This window comes from Lutibacter holmesii, from assembly GCF_042679665.1.
In the GTDB taxonomy this organism is placed as follows: domain Bacteria; phylum Bacteroidota; class Bacteroidia; order Flavobacteriales; family Flavobacteriaceae; genus Lutibacter; species Lutibacter holmesii.
Genome location: NZ_JBHTMV010000002.1, coordinates 1 through 25,759, shown reverse-complemented (window position 1 = coordinate 25,759; position 25,759 = coordinate 1). Strand labels below are relative to the sequence as shown.

General features: G+C 29.8%; 25 protein-coding genes. 4 read left to right on the top strand and 21 right to left on the bottom strand.

Annotated elements, in window-relative coordinates:
• Nucleotides 1–35: 35 nt before the first annotated feature.
• Nucleotides 36–968, bottom strand: a complete 933-nt coding sequence (locus ACFQ5N_RS01270) for a peptidylprolyl isomerase (RefSeq protein WP_386807060.1) — start codon at nucleotides 966–968, stop codon at nucleotides 36–38.
• Nucleotides 969–1,306: 338 nt separating this feature from the next.
• Between ACFQ5N_RS01270 and ACFQ5N_RS01265 the strand changes: the two genes are divergently transcribed.
• The gene (locus tag ACFQ5N_RS01265) at nucleotides 1,307–2,212 is read left to right on the top strand and encodes a polysaccharide lyase family 7 protein (RefSeq protein WP_386807058.1); all 906 of its coding nucleotides are present in this window, start codon (nucleotides 1,307–1,309) and stop codon (nucleotides 2,210–2,212) included.
• 71 nt (nucleotides 2,213–2,283) lie between these two features.
• Here the strand turns inward: ACFQ5N_RS01265 and ACFQ5N_RS01260 are convergent, their stop codons facing one another.
• The 10 genes from ACFQ5N_RS01260 to ACFQ5N_RS01215 all read right to left on the bottom strand — a co-directional run bounded on the left by ACFQ5N_RS01260 (nucleotide 2,284) and on the right by ACFQ5N_RS01215 (nucleotide 11,185).
• Nucleotides 2,284–5,436: a S41 family peptidase gene (locus ACFQ5N_RS01260; RefSeq protein WP_386807056.1), complete on the bottom strand. Its 3,153-nt coding sequence runs from the start codon at nucleotides 5,434–5,436 to the stop codon at nucleotides 2,284–2,286.
• 85 nt (nucleotides 5,437–5,521) lie between these two features.
• Nucleotides 5,522–5,683, bottom strand: a complete 162-nt coding sequence (locus ACFQ5N_RS01255) for a hypothetical protein (RefSeq protein ID WP_386807054.1) — start codon at nucleotides 5,681–5,683, stop codon at nucleotides 5,522–5,524.
• Nucleotides 5,684–5,728: 45 nt separating this feature from the next.
• A complete protein-coding gene (locus ACFQ5N_RS01250; RefSeq protein WP_386807052.1) occupies nucleotides 5,729–6,601 on the bottom strand; it encodes a nucleoside phosphorylase in 873 nt (290 codons plus the stop codon).
• A 3-nt stretch (nucleotides 6,602–6,604) separates the two neighbouring features.
• Nucleotides 6,605–6,955 (bottom strand): translation initiation factor, encoded by a 351-nt coding sequence (locus ACFQ5N_RS01245; protein WP_386807051.1) that lies wholly within the window; start codon nucleotides 6,953–6,955, stop codon nucleotides 6,605–6,607.
• Nucleotides 6,956–6,996: 41 nt separating this feature from the next.
• Nucleotides 6,997–7,167 (bottom strand): gliding motility protein GldL, encoded by a 171-nt coding sequence (locus tag ACFQ5N_RS01240; protein ID WP_386807049.1) that lies wholly within the window; start codon nucleotides 7,165–7,167, stop codon nucleotides 6,997–6,999.
• Nucleotides 7,164–8,111 (bottom strand): isopenicillin N synthase family dioxygenase, encoded by a 948-nt coding sequence (locus tag ACFQ5N_RS01235; protein WP_386807047.1) that lies wholly within the window; start codon nucleotides 8,109–8,111, stop codon nucleotides 7,164–7,166. Before ACFQ5N_RS01235 ends, ACFQ5N_RS01240 begins: the two co-directional genes overlap by 4 nt.
• 41 nt (nucleotides 8,112–8,152) lie before the next feature.
• The gene (locus ACFQ5N_RS01230; RefSeq protein WP_386807045.1) at nucleotides 8,153–8,848 is read right to left on the bottom strand and encodes a DUF6048 family protein; all 696 of its coding nucleotides are present in this window, start codon (nucleotides 8,846–8,848) and stop codon (nucleotides 8,153–8,155) included.
• A complete protein-coding gene (locus tag ACFQ5N_RS01225; RefSeq protein WP_386807043.1) occupies nucleotides 8,814–9,266 on the bottom strand; it encodes a DUF6452 family protein in 453 nt (150 codons plus the stop codon). Before ACFQ5N_RS01225 ends, ACFQ5N_RS01230 begins: the two co-directional genes overlap by 35 nt.
• A gap of 4 nt (nucleotides 9,267–9,270) precedes the next feature.
• A complete protein-coding gene (gene rlmD, locus ACFQ5N_RS01220) occupies nucleotides 9,271–10,683 on the bottom strand; it encodes a 23S rRNA (uracil(1939)-C(5))-methyltransferase RlmD (protein ID WP_386807041.1) in 1,413 nt (470 codons plus the stop codon).
• Between the two features lie 79 nt (nucleotides 10,684–10,762).
• The gene (locus ACFQ5N_RS01215) at nucleotides 10,763–11,185 is read right to left on the bottom strand and encodes a c-type cytochrome (RefSeq protein WP_386807039.1); all 423 of its coding nucleotides are present in this window, start codon (nucleotides 11,183–11,185) and stop codon (nucleotides 10,763–10,765) included.
• A gap of 195 nt (nucleotides 11,186–11,380) precedes the next feature.
• On the opposite strand from ACFQ5N_RS01215, the gene rocD reads away from it, so the two are divergent.
• A complete protein-coding gene (gene rocD / locus ACFQ5N_RS01210; protein ID WP_386807037.1) occupies nucleotides 11,381–12,616 on the top strand; it encodes an ornithine--oxo-acid transaminase in 1,236 nt (411 codons plus the stop codon).
• A gap of 51 nt (nucleotides 12,617–12,667) precedes the next feature.
• Here rocD and ACFQ5N_RS01205 read toward each other — a convergent pair whose 3' ends face one another.
• Nucleotides 12,668–14,470 (bottom strand): DEAD/DEAH box helicase, encoded by a 1,803-nt coding sequence (locus tag ACFQ5N_RS01205; RefSeq protein WP_386807035.1) that lies wholly within the window; start codon nucleotides 14,468–14,470, stop codon nucleotides 12,668–12,670.
• 92 nt (nucleotides 14,471–14,562) lie between these two features.
• Complete coding sequence (locus tag ACFQ5N_RS01200) at nucleotides 14,563–15,954, bottom strand: TlpA family protein disulfide reductase (protein WP_386807033.1); 1,392 nt, start codon at nucleotides 15,952–15,954, stop codon at nucleotides 14,563–14,565.
• Nucleotides 15,955–16,122: 168 nt separating this feature from the next.
• On the opposite strand from ACFQ5N_RS01200, the gene ACFQ5N_RS01195 reads away from it, so the two are divergent.
• A complete protein-coding gene (locus ACFQ5N_RS01195; RefSeq protein ID WP_386807031.1) occupies nucleotides 16,123–17,748 on the top strand; it encodes an ABC-F family ATP-binding cassette domain-containing protein in 1,626 nt (541 codons plus the stop codon).
• A gap of 64 nt (nucleotides 17,749–17,812) precedes the next feature.
• Here ACFQ5N_RS01195 and ACFQ5N_RS01190 read toward each other — a convergent pair whose 3' ends face one another.
• From ACFQ5N_RS01190 to ACFQ5N_RS01160, 7 genes are all read right to left on the bottom strand, one after another.
• Entirely contained in the window at nucleotides 17,813–18,265 is a 453-nt protein-coding gene (locus ACFQ5N_RS01190; protein ID WP_386807029.1) for a sensor of ECF-type sigma factor, read from the bottom strand.
• Nucleotides 18,266–18,275: 10 nt separating this feature from the next.
• Nucleotides 18,276–18,890, bottom strand: a complete 615-nt coding sequence (locus tag ACFQ5N_RS01185; protein WP_386807027.1) for a hypothetical protein — start codon at nucleotides 18,888–18,890, stop codon at nucleotides 18,276–18,278.
• 37 nt (nucleotides 18,891–18,927) lie between these two features.
• Nucleotides 18,928–19,470, bottom strand: coding sequence for an RNA polymerase sigma factor (locus ACFQ5N_RS01180; RefSeq protein WP_386807026.1), 543 nt, complete (start codon nucleotides 19,468–19,470; stop codon nucleotides 18,928–18,930).
• Between the two features lie 64 nt (nucleotides 19,471–19,534).
• The gene (locus ACFQ5N_RS01175; RefSeq protein ID WP_386807024.1) at nucleotides 19,535–20,989 is read right to left on the bottom strand and encodes a TonB-dependent receptor; all 1,455 of its coding nucleotides are present in this window, start codon (nucleotides 20,987–20,989) and stop codon (nucleotides 19,535–19,537) included.
• A 119-nt stretch (nucleotides 20,990–21,108) separates the two neighbouring features.
• Entirely contained in the window at nucleotides 21,109–22,509 is a 1,401-nt protein-coding gene (locus tag ACFQ5N_RS01170) for an NAD(P)(+) transhydrogenase (Re/Si-specific) subunit beta (protein ID WP_386807022.1), read from the bottom strand.
• On the bottom strand, nucleotides 22,509–22,817 hold the full coding sequence (locus ACFQ5N_RS01165; protein WP_386807020.1) for an NAD(P) transhydrogenase subunit alpha: 309 nt from the start codon (nucleotides 22,815–22,817) through the stop codon (nucleotides 22,509–22,511). Before ACFQ5N_RS01165 ends, ACFQ5N_RS01170 begins: the two co-directional genes overlap by 1 nt.
• Before the next feature lie 11 nt (nucleotides 22,818–22,828).
• On the bottom strand, nucleotides 22,829–23,929 hold the full coding sequence (locus ACFQ5N_RS01160; protein WP_386807018.1) for a Re/Si-specific NAD(P)(+) transhydrogenase subunit alpha: 1,101 nt from the start codon (nucleotides 23,927–23,929) through the stop codon (nucleotides 22,829–22,831).
• A gap of 322 nt (nucleotides 23,930–24,251) precedes the next feature.
• Here ACFQ5N_RS01160 and ACFQ5N_RS01155 point away from each other — a divergent pair, with 322 nt between their 5' ends.
• Nucleotides 24,252–25,013, top strand: a complete 762-nt coding sequence (locus ACFQ5N_RS01155; protein ID WP_386807017.1) for an MBL fold metallo-hydrolase — start codon at nucleotides 24,252–24,254, stop codon at nucleotides 25,011–25,013.
• 3 nt (nucleotides 25,014–25,016) lie between these two features.
• Here ACFQ5N_RS01155 and ACFQ5N_RS01150 read toward each other — a convergent pair whose 3' ends face one another.
• Nucleotides 25,017–25,646, bottom strand: coding sequence for a carbonic anhydrase (locus tag ACFQ5N_RS01150; protein ID WP_386807016.1), 630 nt, complete (start codon nucleotides 25,644–25,646; stop codon nucleotides 25,017–25,019).
• Nucleotides 25,647–25,759: the final 113 nt, after the last annotated feature.

The following is a 25,759-nucleotide window of genomic DNA, read 5'->3' as shown; positions in this document are numbered from 1 at the left end:
TTAACGCTTTTTTTGTGCTTTATAATTATTGAAGTTTATTTCACATCCATTAACTCAACATCAAAAATTAAGGTTGCATTTGGAGGAATAACACCACCAGCACCTTGGCTTCCGTAAGCTAAGTTTGAAGGAATTACAAAACGAGCTTTGTCTCCAACTTTTAATAATTGAATACCTTCATCCCAACCAGGAATTACTTGACCTACACCAATAGTAAAATCAATTGGTTGTTTACGTTGGTATGATGAATCAAAAACAGAACCATCTGTTAATTGACCTTTGTAATGTACAGAAACTCCACTTCCTTTTGTAGCTTGTTTTCCTGAACCTTCTTGTAAAATTTTGTAACGCAATCCGCTAGGTGTTTCATCGTATCCTGCAGCAATTTTATCCATTGCTTCTTTCGCAGCTAATTTAGCAGCTTCTTCTCTTTTAGCTCTAGCACCTTCAAACACTCTAAATGCTTCAATAGCATTAAAGTTTTCAGCAGCTTCACCAACTCTTACAATTTCAAGAGCATCTATAGTGTCACCTTGTGCAATAGCATCAACAATATCTTGACCTTCAACAACTTTTCCAAAAACAGTATGTTTATTATCTAACCAAGGAGTTGCTACATGTGTAATAAAAAATTGTGATCCGTTTGAAGCTGGACCAGAATTTGCCATAGATAATATTCCCGGAGCATCATGTTTTAATTCAGGATGAAATTCATCATCAAAACTATAACCAGGAGATCCTGTTCCTGTTCCTTGCGGACAACCACCTTGAATCATAAAATCAGCAATTACTCTATGAAATTTTAACCCATCATAATAAGGAGTTCCTTGAGGTTTTGATTTGTTTTCTAAATTCCCTTCAGCTAAAGCAACAAAGTTACCTACGGTTCCAGGTGTTTTTTCTAATTCTAAATTTACTAGTATCACACCTTTAGAGGTGTTAAATTTTGCGTATAATCCGTTTTCCATGTTCTTATTTTTAAACGTAGCAAAGATACATACTTTCATTAGATTTAAAAGAATAGATATCCTAATTTGTTGTTAAGGCTTTTGTAATTAGTGTTTTTAATATATAATTAAAATTTATTGGACAAGTGATGTCGTGTATTGGCATGATAATCTGCTCTATATTTGTTGTGTAATTAATTTTACAAGTTTTTCATAAATAAAGTATAGTTTGATTGTTACTGCTCAGCTCCTCATAAGGCTGAGCAGTTTTTTTATGAATTTAATTAACGTAGAGCATTATTATTTACGCAATTATCAATTTTTAATTGCTTAATTTTGCGTTAAATTAAGAATTAAGTATGAAGAAATTTTTATTAAAAAATAGTGCTGTTTTAGTAATTGCTATAATTTTTAGCTTTGTTTCTTGCAGTTCATCAAGTGAGGAAGTAGAAGAGGTTGTTATAGTAGAAGAAGAGACTGAAGTGGTTGATGAAATTTTACCGCCTGTTGTTGAAGAGTCTACAATTGTGTGGAAAAATTGGTATTTATCAGTTCCTATAGATAGAGGAAATGGTAAAGCAACTTCTATTTATTATGAAGCTATTGAAGCAGATGCCTTAACAAGTACACAATCCAACTATTTTTATAAAAATGATGATGGAAGTTATTCTATGTATACAAAATTTACTGGTTTTACAACTTCTGGTGGTCCGTACGGTTTAGATGAAGGAAAATATTGTAGAACTGAATTACGTGAGTATTGGCAAGGAAATCAAACTACTTCTGATAATTGGTCTATGTCTACTGGAACACATATTTTAGAGTCAACTGCTGCAGTTGAATATTGTGAAGGTAGTGGTCAAACTTACGTGGCTCAAATTCATGGAATTGAAACAGATGGTGTAAATGGTTCTCCGGCAACTGTAAAAGTGCAATGGAAAAATGGTGATATTGTTATAGAATATTATGTGAAACCAAGTGCAGGAGAAGATTGGACAAGTAAATTTGATGAGAAAATAACCATTGGTAAGGTTGACAATGAAGTGTTTACTATAAAAATAAAGATTGAAGATGGTAAACTATATTATGGTTTAGTGTGTGAAGCTAAAAATTTAGATACAGATTATACTTTTGTTTTTGATTATGTTGGAAATGGTTATGTACACGATAATTATTTTAAAACAGGAAACTACTTTAAATGGAATAAAGATTATACGCAATCTTCAAAAGTAATACTTTATAAAGTGTTAACTTCTCATACTTAAAAACACCTTAAAAAGAATAAAAAAGCCTGTATTCAATTATGAATACAGGCTTTTTTATGAGTAGATGTATTTTATAATTCCTTTAAAATAATTTCAATAGCTTTATCTAATTGTGGATTATTTCCATCTAATCTATCCTTAAAGTTTTTTTCTACAAAAACATCAGGAGAAACACCTTCAGTTTCTAAGTTTTTCCCATCCAACGTATAACAGCCCCAAGCAGGTAACCTGTAATATGAACCATCAACTAAATTTCTACCAGTTGTAAAAATAATCCAGCGGTACGTTTCTGTACCAACAATAGTTCCTAGTCCTAATTCCTTAAAAGCAGCAGCTGTCATTTCTGCATCAGATAATGACTGTTCATTAATTAGTAAAACAATAGGTCTGCTTCCATAATCAAAGTTTGGTTGTCCAGAAATTTTTCCTTCTCTATATTTCCAATGTAAATATTTTTTCTGACTTAAAAATTGAATTACAGGATCGTGTACATTTCCACCTCGGTTGTATCGTAAATCTAAAATTAGCCCATTTTTATAGGCTTCTTTTCCCATTAAATCTTGCTTAAATTTCACTAACTCAGCATTAGACATATTTTTCATATGTACATAAGCAATTTTATTATCAGATTTTGTATCTACATATTGCTGATTATTATCTTGCCATTCATCATAAATTAAATCTTTTACTTTTTTGCTTGAAGCAGGATGTAGATTTACATTGAAATTACTATTGTTTCTTCTGAAAGTTAGCATTATTTCACTTGAAAGTTCAGGAGAAGAAAGTAATTTTTCTCTATTTTCAGACGGATTAATAATAGATCCATTTATTGCAATTAATTTATCACCTTTTTGAATGTCTATGTTTGAATAATCAGCAGGTCCTTGTTTTACAATTCGTTCTACAATAAACGGATTTTCATTGTTAAAAATAATTCCTGTTGCCAATGTTTTTGTTCCGTGATAAACTTTTTCTTCGTCACCGTTTGAAGTAAAACCAAAGTGAGAAGTATTTAATTCACCAAGCATATCATTAAAAATTAATCGTAAATTGGCTCTACTTGTTACAAAAGGTAAGTAAGTGGCATATTGATCTCTTAATTTACCCCAATCTTGTCCGTGGAAGTTTTCATTATAAAAGCTCTCTTCAATACCCGCCCAAGCTTCGTAATACATTTGGGTAAACTCTTTAGAAAGTGATTTGTTAAATTGGTAATCAATTTCAATAGCTGTTAACTTATTTTTGTCAATGTCTAGTGTATTTATTGTTCCATTAATAAGTAGGTAATTTCCTTTTTTTGAAGTAACTAATTGGTAATCTCTAATTCTTTTATCGCTTACTTTTTCAGTTTTATTTTTTTCAAACGGAGTTAAAGTGGTTTTCCATAATTGTGGTTTTCCTTCACTATGATTTGAAATATACATTACAAAAGTTTTGTCATCTTTTTTAAGAACACTTGGGTTTTCTTGTTCTCCAAATCTTGGACTAACAGATTTCAAACGTTCCATAATGTCTGTTGCGTTTATGTGAACAACAGGTTTTTCCTTTTTAGAAGTATCTTCTGTATTTTTGTCTTTGTCTCCTTCTTTTTTATCCTCATTTTTAAATAATTCGTCATATTTTTCAGCTTTAAAAGGAGTATTATATTTATCTAATGCCATTTGATAAATTTTACCATCTTTTGTCCCATAAGGGAAACCAGGTTGTAATCTGTCTGAAGCAAAATATAAATATTTCCCATCAGGAGCCCAAACAGGAGAAGATTCTGAAACCTTTGTATTTGTTAAGTTTGTAGTTTTCTTTGTTTTTAGGTTGTAAACAAAAATTTCATTTTCAAAATCAACCTTAGTATTGTAAACAATGTAGTTATCGTCTGGTGAAAAGGTTGGTGTTGAATTGTAAAATCCCCAAAGTTCATCATCAACAATTACGTTAGATTTAAAATTAGTTAAATCCATAATGCAAACTTCATTTCTTCCGCTTAAATAAACAGCTTTGGTACGTTCACTATTCAGTGAAATTTGTCGATTATTCTTAGTGTTTTTTGTTAACTGTTTTCCATTAGAAAAACCTTCAGCATCAATTGTAAACCAATTGTAATATCCTTTGGTAGATTGCGAAAACAGTAATGTTTTATTGTTTTTTAACCATTTAACCTCTTTTACAGCTTCCTCTTTTAATGTAGTTAATTCTTTAATGAATTTTCCTTTAATATCAGATACAAATAGTTTACCTCTTGAAACAAACGCTATTTTTTTCTCATCAGGAGAAACATCAAAATAAGTAATTTCATCTTTTACGTTATACATTTGATTTTTTTCTAATGTATTATTTGTAAAAATATGAATGGATGGAGTAGATGTTGTTCCACTTGCCACATCGTAAACTTGAATTTGATAATTATTTCTGAAGACAACTTTTTCACCATTAGCACTTACTTTTGGCCACATAATTGAAGAATTAAAGCTAGTAAGTTGTTTTTTTACGCCATTTTTTAAGGTGTATAAATTATATTCACCATTGGCTTCATCAGATTTGAAATAAATGGATCCATTTTTATCAAATGTGGCACCAAAATCTTTTCCTTTATAATTTGTGTGCTTTTTGAATTCCTGTGATTTTAAATTGTACGATTTAATATCTGGATTGTAGGCTCCTTTGTAGCGTTTTCTGTGTGCAAATAAATTACTTTCCCAAGATTCATTAAAATACAATTCATCCGTTTTTGGGTTTTCAACAAGGTTGTGAACGGTATTAAAAAATTGATTAAATAATCGGGTAGGAGTTCCTCCAGTTTTTTGAATGCTAAATGTTGCTACGTTATTAGATCTGGTTGAAGAAAAATAAATGGTATTATTATCCCAACTCCATGATGAAACAATATCATTACTTTCATGGAAAGTAAGTTGTTGAATATTTCCACCATTTAAAGGCATTATATAAACATCACTATTTCCATATTGAGTGCTAGAGAACGCCAACCATTTTCCGTCAGGAGAAACACTAGGGTTTGTTTCATTACCTTGCATAGCAGTTATTCTATAGGCATTTCCACCTTTTGTAGGAACCTTCCATAAATCACCTTCATAGCTAAAAATAATTGTTTGAGCATTTGGTGTAAGTGTTGGGTTTAAAGTAAAAAATGTTTTGGTGGTTTGTGCTTTTCCATTAAAAAATATATTTAAGAAAACAAGTGCACATAATAGAGTTTTAAAATAATTCATAAGAGTTGTTGAATGAGTGTATGTAGTTTTAAATTTAATAAAAAATCCACCAATTGGTGGATTTTAATAGTGAGTATAAAGTTAGTTATTTGACGTTTGCAACAATAACTGGTTTGTTTACAGTATTTATTTGTTCAATTTTTTGAGCATCGCTTGTAAGTCCACATCCTCCTTTTTTTGCTTTACAACTTGTAAAAGTTAGTGTAATTAAAAAAACGGCCAAGATGTATAAAATTCCTTTTTTCATTTTATTTGAATTAAATAATTGAACGTTGAAGATACAAAAATATTTTTATTGACTTAATTTATTTAACGTGTAAATTATTAATTCTTCAACAGGTTTGTATGGATTTTCGCTAAATGTACCATTAGCTCTATTTGCAATAATTGCATTCATAGAGCAAGCGTGGTGTCCTAATAATTTTGATAAACCATAAATAGCTGAAGTTTCCATTTCTAAATTGGTAATTTTTACTCCGTTATACTCAAAACAATCAATTTTACTATTTAATTTAGGATCTTCAATAGGTAAACGTAATACACGACCCTGAGGACCGTAAAAACCTACAGCGGTAGCTGTTACACCTTTGTAAACTTTATCGCTAGCTAATTTTTCTTCAAGCGTTGCACTGTTTTTTACAATGTATGGTCTTGCTTTTCTTGAATTCCAATTGGTGTGTTTTATAAAAGCGTTTTCAAAATCAGTTTCTAAAATATGTTCGCAGTCATATGAGTGAAGCATTCCATCTAAACCTAACCCAAATTTTGCTAAAACAAAGCTGTCAACAGGAATGTTCTCTTGTAAAGAGCCAGAAGTACCAATTCTAACAATATTTAGTGGAGTATGTTTTTCTTTAATAATTTTTGTGTTTAAATCAATATTAAATAACGCATCTAATTCATTAATTACAATATCAATATTATCTGGACCTATACCTGTTGAAATAACAGACATTCTAGTTCCTTTATATGTTCCTGTAATGGTTCTAAATTCTCTTTTTTGAGTTTCAAATTCAATAGAATCAAAATGTTTTGAAACTTTAGGAACTCTATTTTGGTCGCCAACAAAAATGATGTTTTCGGCAACATTTTCAGGTTTTAAATTTAAATGGTATATGCTACCATCTGGGTTCAGAATTAGTTCTGAGGGTGCTATTTTGTTCATATATTATCCGCCAACGCGTTTTATATTATATCCTTCTTTTTTAAGGATTTCCATTATTTTATCTCTATAATTCCCTTGAATTATAATTTCAAAGTCTTTCACACTTCCACCAACACCACATTTGGTTTTTAATAATTTACCCAATGCTTTTAAATCGTTTTCTTCACCAACAAAACCGGTAATTACAGTAACGGTTTTACCACCTCTTCCTTTATTTGAAAAATGTGCTTCTAAAAATTGTTTATTTGGTGCTAAAGTTTCTTGTGTCTCATTTGTATTTAGTTCAAATTCATCATTTGTAGAAAATACAAATCCGCCTAAATCTTCTAGACTGCTTAATTTTTTTTTACCCATATTGTTTTTAAAAAAGGAGTACTAAATTAAGGAATTTAAAGTTACTTTTTAATTTTATTCCAAATAAAAAGTAATATTGCTAATAATTCAAATAGCAAACCTGTTGCCATAATTATATTTGCTTGTTCCCAATTGAAAAATTTAGAAATGGCTCCAACTATTAATAAAAAAACACCAAAAGTGAATATTGAAATTACTTTTTTTGAAATCATTTTAGCAAGCCTAATTCTCTTAAACGTTCATTTAAAAATTCGCCAGCTGTAATGTCGTCATAAACTTTAGGGTGCGTATCTGTAATACATTCAGGTAAACAATTTAGTGACATTTCACTAATTGGATGTGTGAAAAATGGAATTGAATACCTTGGTTTTTCCCAGTCTTCTCTTGGTGGATTTACAACACGATGAATAGTTGATCGTAGTTTGTTATTTGTTAATCGCTCTAACATATCACCTACGTTTATAACTAATTGTTCAGGCAATGCTGTTACTCCAATCCATTCACCTTGTTTGTTTTGAACTTCTAAACCTGAAGCTGATGCTCCCATTAATAGTGTGATTAAATTAATGTCTCCGTGTGCTGCAGCTCTTACAGCTCCTTTTGGTTCACCTTGAATAGGAGGATAGTAAATTGGGCGTAAAATGCTATTCCCATTATTTACGTATTTATCAAAATAAAACTCATCTAAACCAATATATAATGCTAAAGCACGTAATACATATATTGCAGTTTTTTCAAGCATTTTATAAGTTTCCATTCCTACTTTATTAAAATTAGGAACTTCATTTACCAATACATTTTTAGGATAAGTTGCTTTTAATTCATCATTATCAACTACTTCTTGTCCAAAATGCCAAAACTCTTTTAAATCGCCTTCTTTTTTTCCTTTTGCACTTTCTTTTCCAAACGCAGTAAAACCTCTTTGACCTCCAATACCGTCAATTTCATAAGATTCTTTTATTTCAGAAGGTAAATCAAAAAATGCTTTTACTTCTTTATATAAATTTTCTGAAAGTTCATTGGTTAAAAAGTGCCCTTTTAAGGCAACAAAACCTATTTCTTCATAAGCTTCACCAATTTCTTTTATAAATTTTTGTTTTCTTTTAGGATCTTCTGAAATGAAATCAGATAGATCTACACTTGGTATTTTTTTCATAAAATAAAAATTATTCAATTTTTAAAGCTACAAAAAAATAATTACTTGCGTGCGTAAGGTATTAAGTAGCTTAAGGTGTAATTAAATCCAAATCCCATATTGTTTAAAGAAACTTTGTAGAAACCTGGTATATATAAGTTTTTAAAATTATCAGGATCTTTACTGCTAGTTATTGCTTTGAAACTAAGGCTAAAGCCCATATATAAATTTTTTAAAGTCTCAACTTTAATTCCAACTATAAATTCCGCCCATTGCGCATTTACTCCATTAAATTCAGTGTTTGGTTCTTTGGTTTCAGGTGTGAAATAAGTACCGTAAATATTAGGTGTATAGCTGTTCACTTTGTGTTCAAAAAAACTAATTCCGTATCTTACTCCTACAAAAATTTCATTTGTCATTCCAATCCAGTTGTCATATGCATTGTAATTTGCACCAATTTTTACGTAAGAACCTTTTGTGGTGAAATTTAAATAATCTTCAATGGTTGTTTTGTTATCATATCCAAATTCTACTGCAGCATAAAAATCTTTGTACACTCTAGCATCAGCAACAATTTCAATACCTTTATAATCATTTTCAAAAAATGTAGTAATAGGTTTACTAATATCTACACCAAATCTAATGCCATAAACTTGTTTAGTTTTAACAGTATCAAGTTCTTGGTCTTGTTGTGCATTTACTATAAAACTAGTAAATAATAGGCTAATGAAAAATAGTAATCGCTGCAATTGTATCATTATCTATAGTGGTATAATTAAATTCAATATTTTTAATCCAGTTATTGGTGTTACTTTCTAATTCTAAATCTTCAAATATGGTTTTATAACCGCAAGATCTACCAACAAAAATATCTGATCTGTTGTAATTTAGATTCATTTCATCTACAACTGCATTTGCTGCTAAATTATATAAAGTAACATCTTCATTTAAATCTAACGGAATGTATAAAGAGTCAACTGTTGAACTTGTAAGGTAAAGGTCTTGGTCTTGAGCCCAAACAGAATCTAGTGTTACACTTTTGTATTCATCTTGATCTTCATAATCATTAAAACGAATTAATAAAAACGGAGTTGTTGCATCAATACAAATATCATCTTGTTCGCAACTTGTAATTGCAAATAAGCTAATAATGATTAATAAAAGTGATTTTTTCATTGTTTTATTTTAATTCTAAAAGTACTACATTTTCCACGTGGTGCGTTTGAGGAAACATATCTACAGCTTGCGTTTTTACAATAGTATATTGTTCTTTCATTAAAGCTAAATCACGCGCTTGTGTGGCAGAGTTACAACTAACATACACAATTCTTTTAGGTGAAATTTCTAAAATTTTAGCAACAACATTTTTATGCATTCCATCTCGTGGTGGATCAGTAATAATTACATCAGGCTGTCCGTGTTTTGAAATAAATGCATTGTTAAATACATCTTTCATATCACCTGCATAAAACTCAACGTTTTCTATACTATTAAATTGTGCGTTTAATTTAGCATCTTCAATAGCTTCAGGAACAGCTTCAACACCAATTACTTTTTTAGCCTTTTTAGCAACAAATTGGGCTATAGTTCCGGTACCTGTGTAAAAATCGTACACAACTTCATTTCCACTTAAATTAGCAAAATCACGCGTAATTTTATACAATTCATAAGCTTGAGTAGAATTAGTTTGGTAAAATGATTTTGGTCCTATTTTAAACTTCAAACCTTCCATTTCTTCAAAAATATGATCTCTACCTTTAAATAGAATAATATCTTGATCATATAAAGTATCATTTCCTTTTCCGTTAATTACATATTGTAACGAGGTTATTTGTGGAAATTTTTGTGAAAGTGCATTTAATAATGCTTCACGTTTTACTTTATCTTCTTTAAAAAATTGAATGACTACCATAATTTCACCTGTTGATGAAATTCTAAGCATAATGGTACGTAATAAACCACTTTGTGCTCTTGGATTGTAAAATTCTAAATTATTGTCTATTCCAAAGTTTTTAATGAAATTTCTAATATCATTTGAAGGGTCTTCTTGTAAATGACATTTTTTAACATCTAAAATTTTATCCCACATTCCTGAAATGTGAAATCCACAAGCATTTCTGTTATCAATTTCTTCATCAGAATTAATTTCTTCAAGTGTTAACCAACGGCTATTTGAAAAAGAAAATTCCATTTTATTTCTATAGAAATACTGTTTTTCACAACCTAAAATAGGAGTAACTTCAGGTAATTCTAAATGACCAATACGAACAAGATTATTAGTTACTTCATTTTCTTTATAGGCAAGTTGATGCTCATAGGCCATATTTTGCCATTTACAACCACCACAGTTTTCAAAATGCTCACAAACAGGTTCAGTTCTTTTATCAGAATATTTATGAAATTTTATACCTGTACCTTCATAATACGCTTTCCTTTTTTTACCAGTTCTAATGTCTACAACATCACCAGGAACGGTGTTTGTTAAAAAAATAACACGTCCGTCTGGTGCTTTTGCAACAGTTTTACCTCTTGCACCTGCATCAATAACTTCAATGTTTTCAAAAATGGTTGGTGTTTTTTTTCTTCTTGCCATGTTGCAAATGTACTATTATTTAACATAAAAAAAGCACCTCTTTTAAAGAGATGCTTTTGATTTTTTTGAAAATGTAAAATTATTTTACACTTCTCATATATGCAGCTATTGCAGCTAATTCATCACCTGATAAATCTTTTACAAAACCATCAAGGTTTGCTTTCATAATTGCAACTTGACCAGGATCAGTATCAACAATTGCTTCAGCTTCTCCTTTTAAGAATTTTACAATGTTTCCTTTTTGATCTGCGTATACTTTATTAATGTCTTTTATTGATGGTCCAATTACTTTTGCATCAGCTTGGTGACAAGTAGCACACGTTTTTTCAGTAAATAATTTTTTACCTAATTCAAGATTATCAACAGCAACTTCAGCTTTTACTTCTTCTTTTACAGCTTCTACCTTTGGTGCAACTTCGCTTTTAACTTCTTCTTTCTTTTTTTCTCCACAGCTAGTTAAAAAAAGAGCGATTAATCCAAGTACTAATACAGATTTTTTCATTTTTATAATTTTTATTAATTGTTTCAACAAATTTATTAAATAATTTTTTGGTCTGTGTAATTTATATAACAAATTTCTATCTTTTTTTAGTAGCTCCTTTTTTTGTGTTTAATATTTTGTAATTTGCCGTTTTAAATAGGATGATTTCTCTCCTGAAATGAGGAATTGATAATTTTCAATTTAAAATTTTTTAAGATGGTTTCAGAAAAAATATCATCACAACAAGCAATTGATTTAGAGAACAAGTACGGAGCGCACAACTATCATCCACTTCCTGTGGTTTTAGATAGAGGAGAAGGTGTGTATGTATGGGATGTTGAAGGAAAACGTTATTACGATTTTTTATCAGCTTATTCAGCTGTAAATCAAGGGCATTGTCATCCTTCAATAATTGGAGCGTTGACAGAGCAAGCAGGTAAATTAACTTTAACATCACGAGCTTTTTACAATGATGTTTTAGGGGTTTATGAAAAATATGTAACCGAATATTTTGGTTATGAGAAAGTATTACCAATGAATACCGGTGCAGAAGCTGTTGAAACGGCAATTAAACTATGTCGTAAATATGCATATGAGAAAAAGGGAATTCCTGAAAATGAAGCTGAAATAATTGTTTGTGAAAATAATTTTCACGGACGTACTACAACTATTATTTCTTTTTCAAATGATGAAGATGCTCGAAAAAACTTTGGACCATTTACCAACGGTTTTATTAAAATTGGATATGATAATTTACAGGCATTGGAAAATGCTTTAAAGTCAAGTGCTAATATTGCCGGGTTTTTATTAGAACCAATACAAGGTGAAGCTGGAGTTTATGTACCTTCTGAAGGTTATTTAACAAAAGCAAAGGCATTGTGCGAAAAATACAATGTTTTATTTATTGCTGATGAAGTACAAACAGGAGTTGCAAGAACAGGTAAATTATTGGCTGTTAATCATGAAAATGTACAACCAGATATTTTAATTTTAGGAAAAGCAATGAGTGGTGGTGTGTATCCAGTTTCTACAGTATTTTCTAGCAATGAAATTATGGATGTAATTAAACCAGGACAACACGGATCAACGTTTGGAGGAAATCCTTTGGCTTGCGCCGTTGCAATTGCAGCCTTAGATGTTGTTAAAAATGAAGCTTTGGCAGAAAATGCTGAGGAATTAGGACAACTTTTTAGATCTGAATTGAATGCATTTATTAAAACCAATAGTTTGGTGAAATTGGTGCGTGGTAAAGGTTTGTTAAATGCAATTGTAATTAATGATACTGAAGATAGTTCAACTGCTTGGGATATTTGTTTAAAATTACGTGATAATGGTTTATTAGCAAAACCTACACATGGTAATATTATTCGTTTTGCACCACCTTTAGTAATGACAAAAGCACAGTTGTTAGACTGTGTGGCAATTATTAAAAAAACTATTATGGAGTTTTAGCTTTATAAACAATCATAAAAAAAAAGCAGCCAATTGGCTGCTTTTTTTATTTTATCCTTTTCTTCTTCTTGAAGATTTGTCAGTTCTTTTTCTTCCAAAACCGGCACTTAAATCTCCACCAGATTTACGATCTTTACTTCTAGATCTTCCACCGCCGCTTCTTGAGTTTCTATTACTTCCTTCTTTTTTATCACTTCTAAATCTTTTTCCTCCGCTACGACCAGAACGTTTTTTTTCTGTTTTTTCAACGTTTACGCTACGTCCTTCAAATTCTACATCACCTTCTTGAAAAGATTTAATAGTTTCTTCTTGATAGTTTTTATCTAATTCAAAAAATGAAAAAGTATCTAAAATTTCAATTTGACCAATTTCAATATTTTTAGCAATTTGTTGGTCGTTAATTAAACCAATAAGTCTTGCAGGGTTTAATCTATCTTTTCTACCAATATTAATAAAGAAACGCGACATATTTTCATCATCTCTTGATCTTCCACGGCTATCTCTATCTGAAGATCTTCTCATTTGATCACTATCGTTCAAATCAGGAGCATTTTCATAATATGTTAAAAAAGTATTGAATTCTAAAGAAACAAATCTTTTAATTAATTCTTCACGATTTAAGCCTTCTAATTTTTCATAAATTGAAGGTAAAAAGTCATTAATTTCGGTTTCGTTTACTTCAATGTCATGAACTTTGTCAATTAATTTAAACAATTGGTTTTGACAAATTTCTTTTCCTGTTGGTACAGGTGTATTAATAAATTGTTTTCCTATAATTCTTTCAATAGGGCGTAGTTTACCTTTTTCACGCGCTGTTACAATTGCTATTGAAATACCTTCTTTACCAGCACGTCCAGTTCTACCACTTCGGTGAGTGTAAGATTCTACTTGATCTGGTAATTTATGGTTAATTACGTGTGTTAAATCGTTTACATCTAAACCTCTTGCAGCTACATCAGTTGCAACTAAAATTTGTAAATGTTTTTTACGAAATTTACCCATTACACTATCACGTTGAGCTTGAGATAAATCTCCGTGTAGCGAATCAGCATTGTATCCATCTTTTATAAGTTTATCAGCTACTTCTTGTGTTTCTCTACGAGTTCTACAAAAAATAATACTATAAATATCAGGGTTTACATCAGCAATACGTTTTAATGCATTGTATCTGTTTCTTTCTGAAACCACATAATATTGATGTGATACTTGATCAGATCCTTTATTTTTTTGACCAGAAGTAATTTCAATAGGATTTGTCATATAGTTTTTAGCAATACTTTCTACTTCTCTAGGGAAAGTTGCTGAAAACAATAGCGTTTGTTTAGTGTCTGGTGTAACTTCTAAAATTTTATCTAATTCATCTTTGAAGCCCATATTTAACATTTCATCAGCTTCATCTAATACAAGCCATTCAACGTTAGATAGTTTTAGTTGTCTTCTGTTAATTAAATCAACAGTTCTTCCTGGTGTTCCTACAACAATGTGTACACCTTTTTTTAATTTTCTTATTTGCTCTTCAATATTTGCACCTCCATAAACAGCAGCTACTTTAAAACCTTTTACATGTTTAGCAAAATCTTCAATGTTTTTTGCAATTTGTAGCGCTAATTCACGTGTTGGAGATAAAACAATAGCTTGCGTATTTGTGCTATTTGTATCAATTTGTTCTAAAATAGGTAAACTAAAAGCGGCTGTTTTTCCTGTTCCTGTTTGTGCAAAAGCTTTTAAATCTTCTTTAGAAGCTAATACTTGTGGAATTGCTTTTTCCTGAATTTCTGTAGGGTTTTCATAACCCAAGTTGGTAAGAGCCTTAATGATATTTTCATTAAGCCCTAGGTCTTTAAATGTTGTCATTCTGTATAAATTATTGATTTACAGATGCCCATCTATAAACCGGTTAAAAATCGTGCAAAGGTACACTTAAATTCATGGCAAACTACAAAAAACTAATTTTTTTGTAATTTATTTAATTCTTTGTCTAATTTTTTGGAGTCTAAATACGTAAAACCATTCATAACTTCACCATTATTATTTATAATAATAATTCGAGGATATTGGCTAGTTAAAAAATTATTGGCGTAGCTAGTTGAAGTTAACTTGTATTGTTTTTTACTATTTAAATTTTTTAGTTTTGGTTCTGTATTTACGTTGATGTATGCTGGCTGCATTTGAATTCCAATAAATTCAATTTTAGGATATTTTTGTTCTAAATATTGAATTCTTGATACCAAATAATCTGAAGACATAAATTGTGTAGACCAAAAATAGATGACTGTTTTTTTATCGCGAATAATAGTTTTTATACGTTTCTTTTGTTGGTTGTAATTAACAACTTCAAAATTAGGTAATTGCTCTTTATTTTGAACAAATTTGCTATCGTTCACTAAATTATTTACTTGATTAAGGTATTCTTCATTGGTGCAATTATTTAAAAATATTGCTAATTTTTCGCTATTAATAGTACAAGTAGTTTCACTTTTTAGAAAATCATTTACTACAATTCTTTTTAAAAGTGTATTTTTTATAGTTTCTGATGCTATGTTTTCAGAAATAGCGTTTAAAACATTGATAGTTAAATCATTTTTTAGAGAATCTGTTTCTTTTAATTTATTTCCTAAATTATATAAACGACTCACAATATAATTTTGATAAGGATAAAATGATAAATATTTATTTTCGTTTAAATCAATATGTTCTCTAAAGTTATAAAACTCGTTAGAGACAGTAGGTAAGTGGTTAAGTTTGTGGGCTTTTTTATAGTAATATGGGTAAACTTCTTTTAACCTGTATAAAGGGTAATGTATTGCTATGCTTGTTAAGTTCTCAAAACCTTCTGAGATTGCTAATTCTTCTTGTGCAAAAGATTGATAAATAAATTCACGTTCTTGCGCTAGTGATTTTAATTTTGATTCAAATTGTGTTTCATCTAAATTAAAATAAGAGTACATTTCTTTTTCTTCTTTTTCATTTTGAAGAAATAGATTGATTAAAAACTCATTTTTTCGGGCTCCTTTCCCACTAAAAACAAGTGATTCATCAAAATCCCAAGAGTTTAAACGTACTAAAATGCTATCAGCAGGTTCTATATAAATGTATTGAAATTCTAAACCGTGTTTAAAAGTATACAGTCCTTCGGTGAAATTATCCATTTTAGCCATAAATTGGTTTTCTTGGTCTAAAAGTAAAGTATCTATAACCTTGTCATCTTTTAAAAAAAGAACAAATTTAGTTCTAGGATTTACAATTTCACCTCCAAAATATGTAGTAGCCTTTTTCTCTTCAGTTGGTTTACAACTAAAGATAAAAATTGTAACAAAAAAACTTATAAAATACTTCATTTGATTTGGGTTAAAACAAAAATACATTTAACTGCATAGTTTACTTGTTAATGAGATGTTAAATAACTTAAAGGGTTGCATAATAGATTTAAAATTAACTTCAATTTAACGGCTTGATAGTGAATTGAATTTACTACTTTTGCGAAAAATTAAAAATAATATTTAAGTATGCTTTCAGTATCTAATTTATCTGTTCAATTCGGTAAACGTGTTTTATTTGATGAAGTTAACACAAAGTTTGTAATAGGTAACTGTTACGGAATTATAGGAGCCAACGGTTCAGGAAAATCAACATTTTTAAAAATTATTTCAGGAGAAATAGAGCCTACATCAGGTAGTGTAAGTTTAGAGCAAGGCAAGCGTATGTCTGTTTTATCTCAAAACCATTATGCTTTTGATAAATATACAGTGTTAGATACTGTAATGTTAGGAAACAAAACGTTGTATAATATTAAGAATGAAATGGACGCTATTTATGCTAAGGAAGATTTTTCTGAGGCTGATGGTATTAAAGTAGGTGAGCTTGGTGTTGAATTTGAAGAAATGGGCGGATGGAATGCCGAGAGTGATGCAGCAACATTATTATCTTCATTAGGTATAAAAGAAGACTTGCACTATACATTAATGAGTGAGTTAGATGGGAAATCTAAAGTACGTGTGTTATTGGCGCAAGCTTTATTTGGTAATCCTGATGTGTTAATTATGGATGAGCCTACCAATGATTTGGATTTTGAAACCATTGGTTTTTTAGAAAATTTCTTAGCAAATTATGACAATACAGTTATTGTAGTTTCACATGACCGTCACTTTTTAGATGCTGTTTGTACACATATTTCTGATATTGATTTTGGAAAAATAAATCACTATTCAGGAAATTATACTTTTTGGTATGAGTCAAGTCAATTAGCAGCTAGACAAAGAGCACAACAAAATAAAAAAGCAGAAGATAAAAAGAAAGAATTAGAAGAATTTATTCGTCGTTTTTCAGCAAACGTTGCAAAATCTAAGCAAGCAACAAGTCGTAAAAAAATGATTGAAAAATTAGATGTTGAAAGTATTAGACCTTCAAGTAGAAGATATCCTGCAATAATTTTTGATAGAGATAGAGAAGCAGGAGACCAAATTTTAAATGTAGAACATTTATCTAAATCTACTGAAGAAGAGGTTTTATTTAACGATATTCATTTTAATTTAAATAAAGGAGATAAAGTTGCATTAATTTCTAGAAACTCTAGAGCTGTAACAGCGTTTTATGAAATTTTAAACGGTAATGCTAATGCTGATAACGGAAAATTTCAATGGGGAGTTACAACAACACAATCTTACTTGCCATTAGATAACGCTGAATTTTTTAAAGACTCATCATTAAATTTAGTTGATTGGTTACGCCAATATGCTAAAACTGAAGAGGAGCGTGAAGAGGTTTACTTAAGAGGATTTTTAGGTAAAATGATTTTTAGTGGAGAAGAAGCCTTGAAAAAATGTAACGTACTTTCTGGAGGGGAAAAAGTAAGATGTATGATGAGTAGAATGATGATGATGAGAGCCAATGTTTTAATGTTAGATGAGCCTACAAATCACTTAGATTTAGAGTCTATTCAAGCATTTAATAACTCACTTTCAAACTTTAAAGGAACTGTAATTTTTACAACACACGATCACGAGTTTGCTCAAACAGTAGCAAATAGAGTTATTGAAATTACACCAAAAGGTGTTATTGATAGATATTCAACTTTTGATGAGTATTTAGATGATCCAAAAATTAAGGTGTTAAGAGAAAAAATGTACTCTTAAACAATATATTTTCATAAAAAAAAGCTACATTTTGTAGCTTTTTTTTATGTTTATTTTTAAAGTTTTATTGTCCTTGCATTTTTTTTCTTCTGCCGTATTCTTGTAAAATACGTCTATTAAAATCTTTTTCAGCCTTATATAATTTTATAATTTTTTTAGGAGGAAGCACTTTAGACAATTCTTGAGTCATTTTAATTTTATTATCAGAAATGTTCTTTTCAAGTTGTGTGGCTTCAGCAATAAGTTCATTTGCTTCTTCATTTGAAATAACATCAATTCCACCTTTATTTTTTAAATCTCTAAATAGGGTAAACTCTAATTTCATTTTGTCATCTTTAATTTTGTTATTATATAAATTATAAATAGGCCAAAATTTTTCAGCTTCTGAAGGCGTTAAACTTAAAGCTTCAGTAATAAAAGAAGTTTTTAATGATTTTATTTTTTCACGGTTTTTATGTTGTGAAAATACTGAAATTGTTATCAATAAAAATAAAAGAGTATATATCGTTTTTTTCATAAAAAGGGTGTTAATTTTCGTACATAAGTAATTCTAAATCTTCATCAGATAAATAATCAAATGCTTCGTTATTGGTAAAAATTGAGTTTTCGTCATTTGTTGCTAATTCAATATCTGAAAAAGCAGTTGCTAATAAATCGGTATCTGCATCAACAATTCCTTGGTCAATTAATGCTTCAATTTCAGCAATGGCTAAAGAGTCAAAAGAAACAGTTTCTTGGTTTGTATTTAAAATAAAAATGAATAGAAGTGAAGCTGCAATAGCAATTGGAGCTACATATTTTGTAATATTTTTAAGTGTATAAACTTTTTTGGTTGCAGTTAATTTAGAGATTACGGTGTCTTCTAAAGAGTCAAAATAGTCTGAGGGAATATTGTTGCTATTTTCTTCTTGAATAGCTTCAGCCTTTAGTTTTGTTAAAACAATATCTTCAAGGTTGTTAAAATATTCTTTTGGGGTCTCAAATTTTTGTTCATTTAAGGTAGCGTTAAAACTAGAAGTCTTCACTTTTGTTAAAACATCATTTTCTACAGTTTCAAGATAAGTGTCGGGTATCAAAAAACCTGACTTTCTAGAAATCTTACTTAATGTTGGTGCAATTGTATGTAACTTAGTTGTGTTCATGATTATTATCAATTAGACTTCATTTTAAGTGAAAAGTTTAATTTGTAGTTAAGTATTTTTCAATTTTTTTAACAGCATGAAAATAGGAAGCCTTTAATGCTCCAACTGAGGTTTCTAATATTTCTGACATATCGCTGTATTTCATTTCATCAAAATACTTCATATTAAAAACTAACTGTTGCTTTTTAGGTAATGTTATAATTGCTTTTTGAAGTTTTTGTTGAATTTCATCTCCAGAAAAATAAATATCATTTGATAATTCATTTACTAATTGGTTTTGAAGTTCACTAATATCAACGTGCTTTTTTTTAGCTTTTGCATTTATAAATGTAATAGATTCATTGGTTGCAATTCTATACATCCAAGAAAATAACTTACTTTCTTCGTTAAATTTATGAATGTTTTTAAAAACTTTGATAAAGGTATTTTGAAGTACATCATCTGCATCATCATGAGAAATCACAATTTTACGAATATGCCAATACAATCGTTTTTTGTACAACGACATTAAATTTCTAAATGCTTGTTCTTGCGTTTTAGGATTTTTAAGTTGCGCCACTAATAATTTATCGTCTATCACTCATTTAGAATTTTGTTGTTAGACAATGAAATGTTGTAAAGGTTTAATGCGCTGTAAAGATTTTTTAACTCTTTTTAGAAAATTTTCTTCTGGAATACCCAAAAAGGCGTTCTTCTTTAATAATATCAGCAATTCCTTTAGGTAACATTTCTTCCCAACCATGTGTTCCGTTTGAAATCATGTCTAGAATAGTTCTTGAAAACACATCTAAAATATCCGGATCGTAATCTTTAATATCAATTACTTTTCCGTTGTATTTAAAGAATTTATACAATTCTTTCATACGTGGATGTACTTTTAAGTTTTCACTAGTTTTTATTTCTCCAGTGCGTTGGTCTTTTAAAGGATATAGGTAAACTTTTAAATCTTTAAAGAATAATTTACCAAAAGCCTCTAAAATTCCACCACTTAAATTACGATAGTATTTTTCATCAAATATTTGTACAAAATTGTATACACCCATTGCTAAACCAATACGTGCTTTTGTAAATTCAGAGAAATATTCAACCAATTTATAATATTCTTGGTAGCTAGTAATCATTACATTTTGACCTAATGAACAAAGTAATTCTGCTCTGTCTAAAAAGTCTCGTTCATCAATTCTACCTTCGTTACTTAAATTTGTAAGTGTTATTTCAAATATAATTTTGGTATTTTTTTTATCAACCCTGTTTTCTTTCAAAAACATTTCTTCGGCCAATTTATACATATCCATATTCACTTTTGTTACAGGTCTAAAACTACCACGTAACGCTAAAATATTTGCTTTGTACAATTGTTGTGCTGGTAATAAGTTGTTACCGTCAGGTCCAAACATTACTGCATTTGTCATGCCGTTTTTAACTAAAAGTAGACTCATTAATCTGTTATCAACATATGAGAATCTAGGTCCAGAGAAATTAATCATATCAATTTCTAATTGCACAGGGTGTAGGTTGTCTAAAAGAGATTTTAAAAGTTCTTTTGGTTTATCGTTTAAATAATAAGCGCCATAAATTAAGTTAACACCTAAAGTACCTAAGGTTTCTTGTTGTAATTTGGCATCGGTTTCTTTAAATCGAATGTGTAAAATAATTTCATTGTAATCTTCTAAAGGATCTAATTGAAATTTGATTCCTACCCATCCGTGACCTTTAAATTTTCTCGCAAAATCAATAGTAGTTACTGTGTTTGCATATGAAAAGAACATTTTGTCAGGGTGCTTATGTCTACTCAGTCTGTCTTCAGTTAATTCAATTTCATAACTCAACATTCTTTGTAAACGATCTTCAGTTACGTATCTTCCATCATCTTCAACACCATAAACCGCATCTGAAAATTCTTTGTCGTAAGCACTCATTGCTTTTGCAATAGTTCCTGAAGCACCACCTGCTCTAAAAAAATGACGAACTGTTTCTTGTCCGGCTCCAATTTCTGCAAACGTACCGTAAATATGTTTGTTTAAATTAATTTTTAAAGCCTTTGCTTTGCTAGGAAGCACATCGCTAAATTCAGTATCACCTTTTAATTTAAGAGCCATTGTTAGTTTTTTTAGTTATACAAATCTACTAAAATTTGATATGATTGTTAACTTTTATATACAGAAAGAGGGTAAATATTATGTATTTACCCTCTTTTTATGAAATCCTTAAAAATTTATTACATATTTTTAAGTTCTGTTACTAATTTAGTTAGTGCGTCTTTTGCATCACCAAATAACATATTTGTTTTTTGATTGAAGAATAGCTCATTTTCAATACCAGCGTATCCTACATTCATACTTCGTTTGTTTACAATAATATGTTTTGCGTTTTCAACATCTAAAATTGGCATTCCGTAAATTGGACTTGCAGGATCATTATGAGCTGCTGGGTTAACTACATCATTTGCTCCAACAACTAATACAACATCAGTATTAGGGAATTGAGGATTGATGTCGTCCATTTCTACCAATTTATCGTATTCTACATTACTTTCTGCTAATAAAACATTCATATGTCCTGGCATACGTCCCGCAACAGGATGAATTGCATATTTTACACTAACACCTTTTGAAGTTAGTAATTCTTCTAATTCATGAATTACGTGTTGTGCTTGGGCAACGGCTAATCCATAACCAGGAACAATAACAACATTACTTGAGTAGTTAAGTAATACAGCAGCATCACTTGCAGTTGTTTTTTTAATTGTTCCACCTGTTTTACTCGCTGATCCTGCAGCAGCATCTGATCCTCCAAATGCACCAAAAATTACACTTGCAAGTGAACGATTCATTGCTTTACACATAGCAAAAGTTAAAATTAAACCTGCAGATCCTACTAAAATACCACCAACTAACATTACCATATTTCCGTATAAAATACCTGTAATTGCTGCGGCAATACCTGTTAAAGAGTTTAATAATGAAATAACAACAGGCATATCTGCACCTCCAATTGGAGCTACAAATAAATAACCATAAATTAATGAAGCTACTAACAACGCATAAATTAAAAGTGAGCTGTCTGAATTCATTACAACAATGTATGAAGCAAATGCAACCAAGACTACAAATAAGGCGTTATTTATAAGGTTGTATTTAGGTAAACGTAGATCTTTCATAGATCCATTTAATTTTGCCCAAGCTACCAAACTACCAGTAAATGTTATACTTCCTATAATAATTGCAGAAACAATGGTTGAAATTATAGCTACAGAGGCTTTGTCAGCTTCTGGAACTCCAATATTTTTATTGAATTCAACCAAACCAATTAATAATGCACTTGCACCACCAAATCCGTTAAATAACGAAACTAGTTCAGGCATTTTTGTCATTTCAACTTTCATGGCAATTACCCAACCAATAATACCTCCAACTACAATTGCAGCACCAATTAATGCATAAATTATTGTTGGAACTTTATGTTCGTTTAAAGCAATTGTTCCAATTATGGCAATTCCCATTCCTAATGCCGAAATCAAATTTCCTTTTTTAGCAGTTGCTGGGTGTCCTAAATTTTTTAAACCAACAATAAATGTAACTGTTGCAATTAAATATATGATACTTAAATAAATACTCATTATTTTTTCTTTTTAAACATTTGTAACATTCTGTCAGTAACAGCAAATCCACCAACAACATTAATAATTCCTAAAACTACGGCTACAAAACCTAAGGCTAAAGCTAAATAATCTTCAGGATCAGCTTGTAACATTACTATAATTGCACCTACAATTACAACTCCACTTAAAGCATTTGCACCCGACATTAAAGGTGTATGCAATACTGTTGGAACATTTTTAATTAGTTCAACACCAATAAATATTGCTAATATTAAAATATATAAAAGCTCAAGGTTTTGACTTATAAATTCTATAAATTGATTCATATATAAACTATTTAATTTTTTCTAATTTTTCCTTCATGTACTATTAAAGTACCATCTGTAATTTCATCTTCTAATTCCCATTTAAAGGTGTTGTTTTCTGTAAGATGAACTATAAAGTTGTACATGTTTTTTGCAAATAAATCACTTGCGTTTGTAGAAACACTTTCAGGTGAAATAGTAGTACCTATAACTTTTACACCGTTTTGCACTACAGTTTCATTTATTTTGCTCAACTCGCAGTTTCCACCTTGGGCTGCAGCTAAATCAATAATTACCGCACCATTTTTCATTTGGTTTACTTGGTCTTCTGTAATTAATACTGGAGCTTTTCTACCTGGTACCATTGCAGTGGTAATAACTAAATCGGCTTTAAATAATGAAGTATTTACAGCTTCTTTTTGTCTTCTTGCATAATCTTCTGAAGCTTCTTTAGCATAACCACCTTCAGACTCTTCACCTTCATTATCAACACTAATAAATTTTGCGCCTAAAGATTCGGCTTGTTCTTTGGTTTCAGTTCTAATATCTGTAGCTTCAACAACAGCACCTAAACGTTTTGCGGTTGCAATTGCTTGTAAACCTGCCACACCAATTCCGTAGATTAACACTCTTGAAGGCGTAATTGTACCAGCAGCAGTCATCATTAATGGGAAAATTTTAGTCATTTCATAAGCTCCTTTAATAACGGCTTTGTATCCGGCTAAGTTATTTTGAGAACTTAAAACGTCCATATCTTGTGCTCTGGTAATTCTAGGCATAGCATCCATTGAAAATGCTGTTGCACCTTTTGCTGCAATTGCTTCAATAAGCTCTGAGTTAGATTTGTGATACAATTGACTCATTAATATTTGCCCTTTGTTTACTAATTTTAAGTCTTCAGTGTCAAAAGGGTTAATTTTAATAAGAACATCACATTCTTTAAAAACTTCATCTCTTTTAGCTATGGTTGCACCTGCAGCTTCATATTCAGAATTTTTAAAAGAAGACAAAACTCCGGCGTCTTCTTCAACTATAAATTCAAATCCTTTTTCTATGAGTTGTTTGGTAATATTTGGTGAAATTGATACCCGTTTTTCACTTTTTTGGGTTTCTTTTAATATGCCTATTTTCATAAGTTAATTATTTATCTTCTATATATGTTTTTTAAAATTTTGGCTTAAAAACTTAAGTGCATTATACAACGTAGTGTTTAATAGAGTGAAATTATAATGACTTTTAATTTCTAGATCAAATGTAAAACTAATTGTTTTAATTTTTAAAAAAGTTGATAAAAATCACAGATTAATAAAATGTATGAAAAATAAAGGTTTTTATAAGGATAATGCAATAAGTGAGGGAATAATAATGCTAAATTATTATTTTTATAAAATATGTTTAATTTGAGGAAGTACATTATTTAATAATATATTTGTAAGTACAAATTAATTGTAAATAATGAAAATAACTTTTTTAGGAACTGGTACATCACAAGGTATTCCTGTAATTAGTAGTACACATCCGGTATGTTTGTCTACAGATAAAAGAGACAAAAGATTACGTGTTTCAATTTTAATAGAGTGGGAAGATTATACATATGTTGTAGATTGTGGTCCTGATTTTAGGTATCAAATGTTGAGAGCAAATGTTCAAAAAATTAATGGAGTACTTTTTACACATGATCATGCTGATCATGTTATGGGAATTGATGATTTACGTCCGTTTAGTTTTCAATTAGGAGCTGTACCTGTTTATGCCCAAAAAAGAGTCTTGAAAAGTTTAAGTGAAAAGTTTGATTATATTTTTAATGATGAAAATAAATATCCGGGAGCACCAAGTGTTGTGCAACATGAAATAGATTCTGAGCCTTTTAAATTATTTAATTTAGAAGTGACACCAATAAAAGTGTTGCATGGGAAATTAGAAATTTTAGGTTATAAATTTAACAACATTGCTTATTTAACAGATGTTAAAACTATTGTTTTAGAAGAAAAAGAAAAATTAAAAAACTTAGATATTTTAATTATTAATGCCATACGATTTGAACCACATCATTCACATTTAAATTTAGAAGAAGCTTTAGCGTTAATTGAAGAGTTGCAGCCTAAGAAAACATATTTAACACACATTAGTCACCATTTAGGTTTCCATGCAGAAGTAGAAAAAATATTGCCAACCAATGTATTTATTGCGTATGATGAGTTGGTGTTAACTGTTTAAGTTTTAATGGTCTAATTGGTAAATTTTTTGAATTTCCTTTAAAATATCTTTAAAGTTTATGTTTAAATCAATTAAGTTTCCTGTATGAATATCAAAAACCCAACCGTGAACTTTAACAGTGTTTTTCATCATTGCTAGTTGAACATCTGAAGTTTTTATAACATTAATACATTGTTCACGAACGTTTAATTCAACCAAACGTTTGTATTTTTCATCTTCACAAGAAATTGCATTTAGTTCTGTACTATGCATTCTAAAAACATCTCTTATATTTCTTAGCCACGGATTTAAAATACCTAAATCTTTAGATTGCATTGCGGCTTTTACACCGCCACATTCATAATGGCCACAAACAATTATATGTTTAACTTTTAAAACTGTAACAGCATAATTAATTATTGACATGGCACTTACGTCAAGGCTAGATACCATATTGGCAATATTCCTCATTACAAAAACATCTCCAGGTTCTGCACCCATTAATTCTTCAGAAGAAACTCTGCTATCTGAACAGCCTATATATAGAATATCAGGTTTATGGTCTTTTGATAATTGAGTGAAATAATTTTGGTTTTCTCCTAGCTTTTTAGCTGCCCATTGTTTATTATTTCTAATTATTTGTTCAATTTTCATATGCTAAAGAGTTAATTACTTAGATACAATATGTAAATTCCTGAAATAGGTTGACTAAAAATTAAACACTTTTAGTTAAACTATGGACACAAGCAAAAAACAACCCTGCCGAA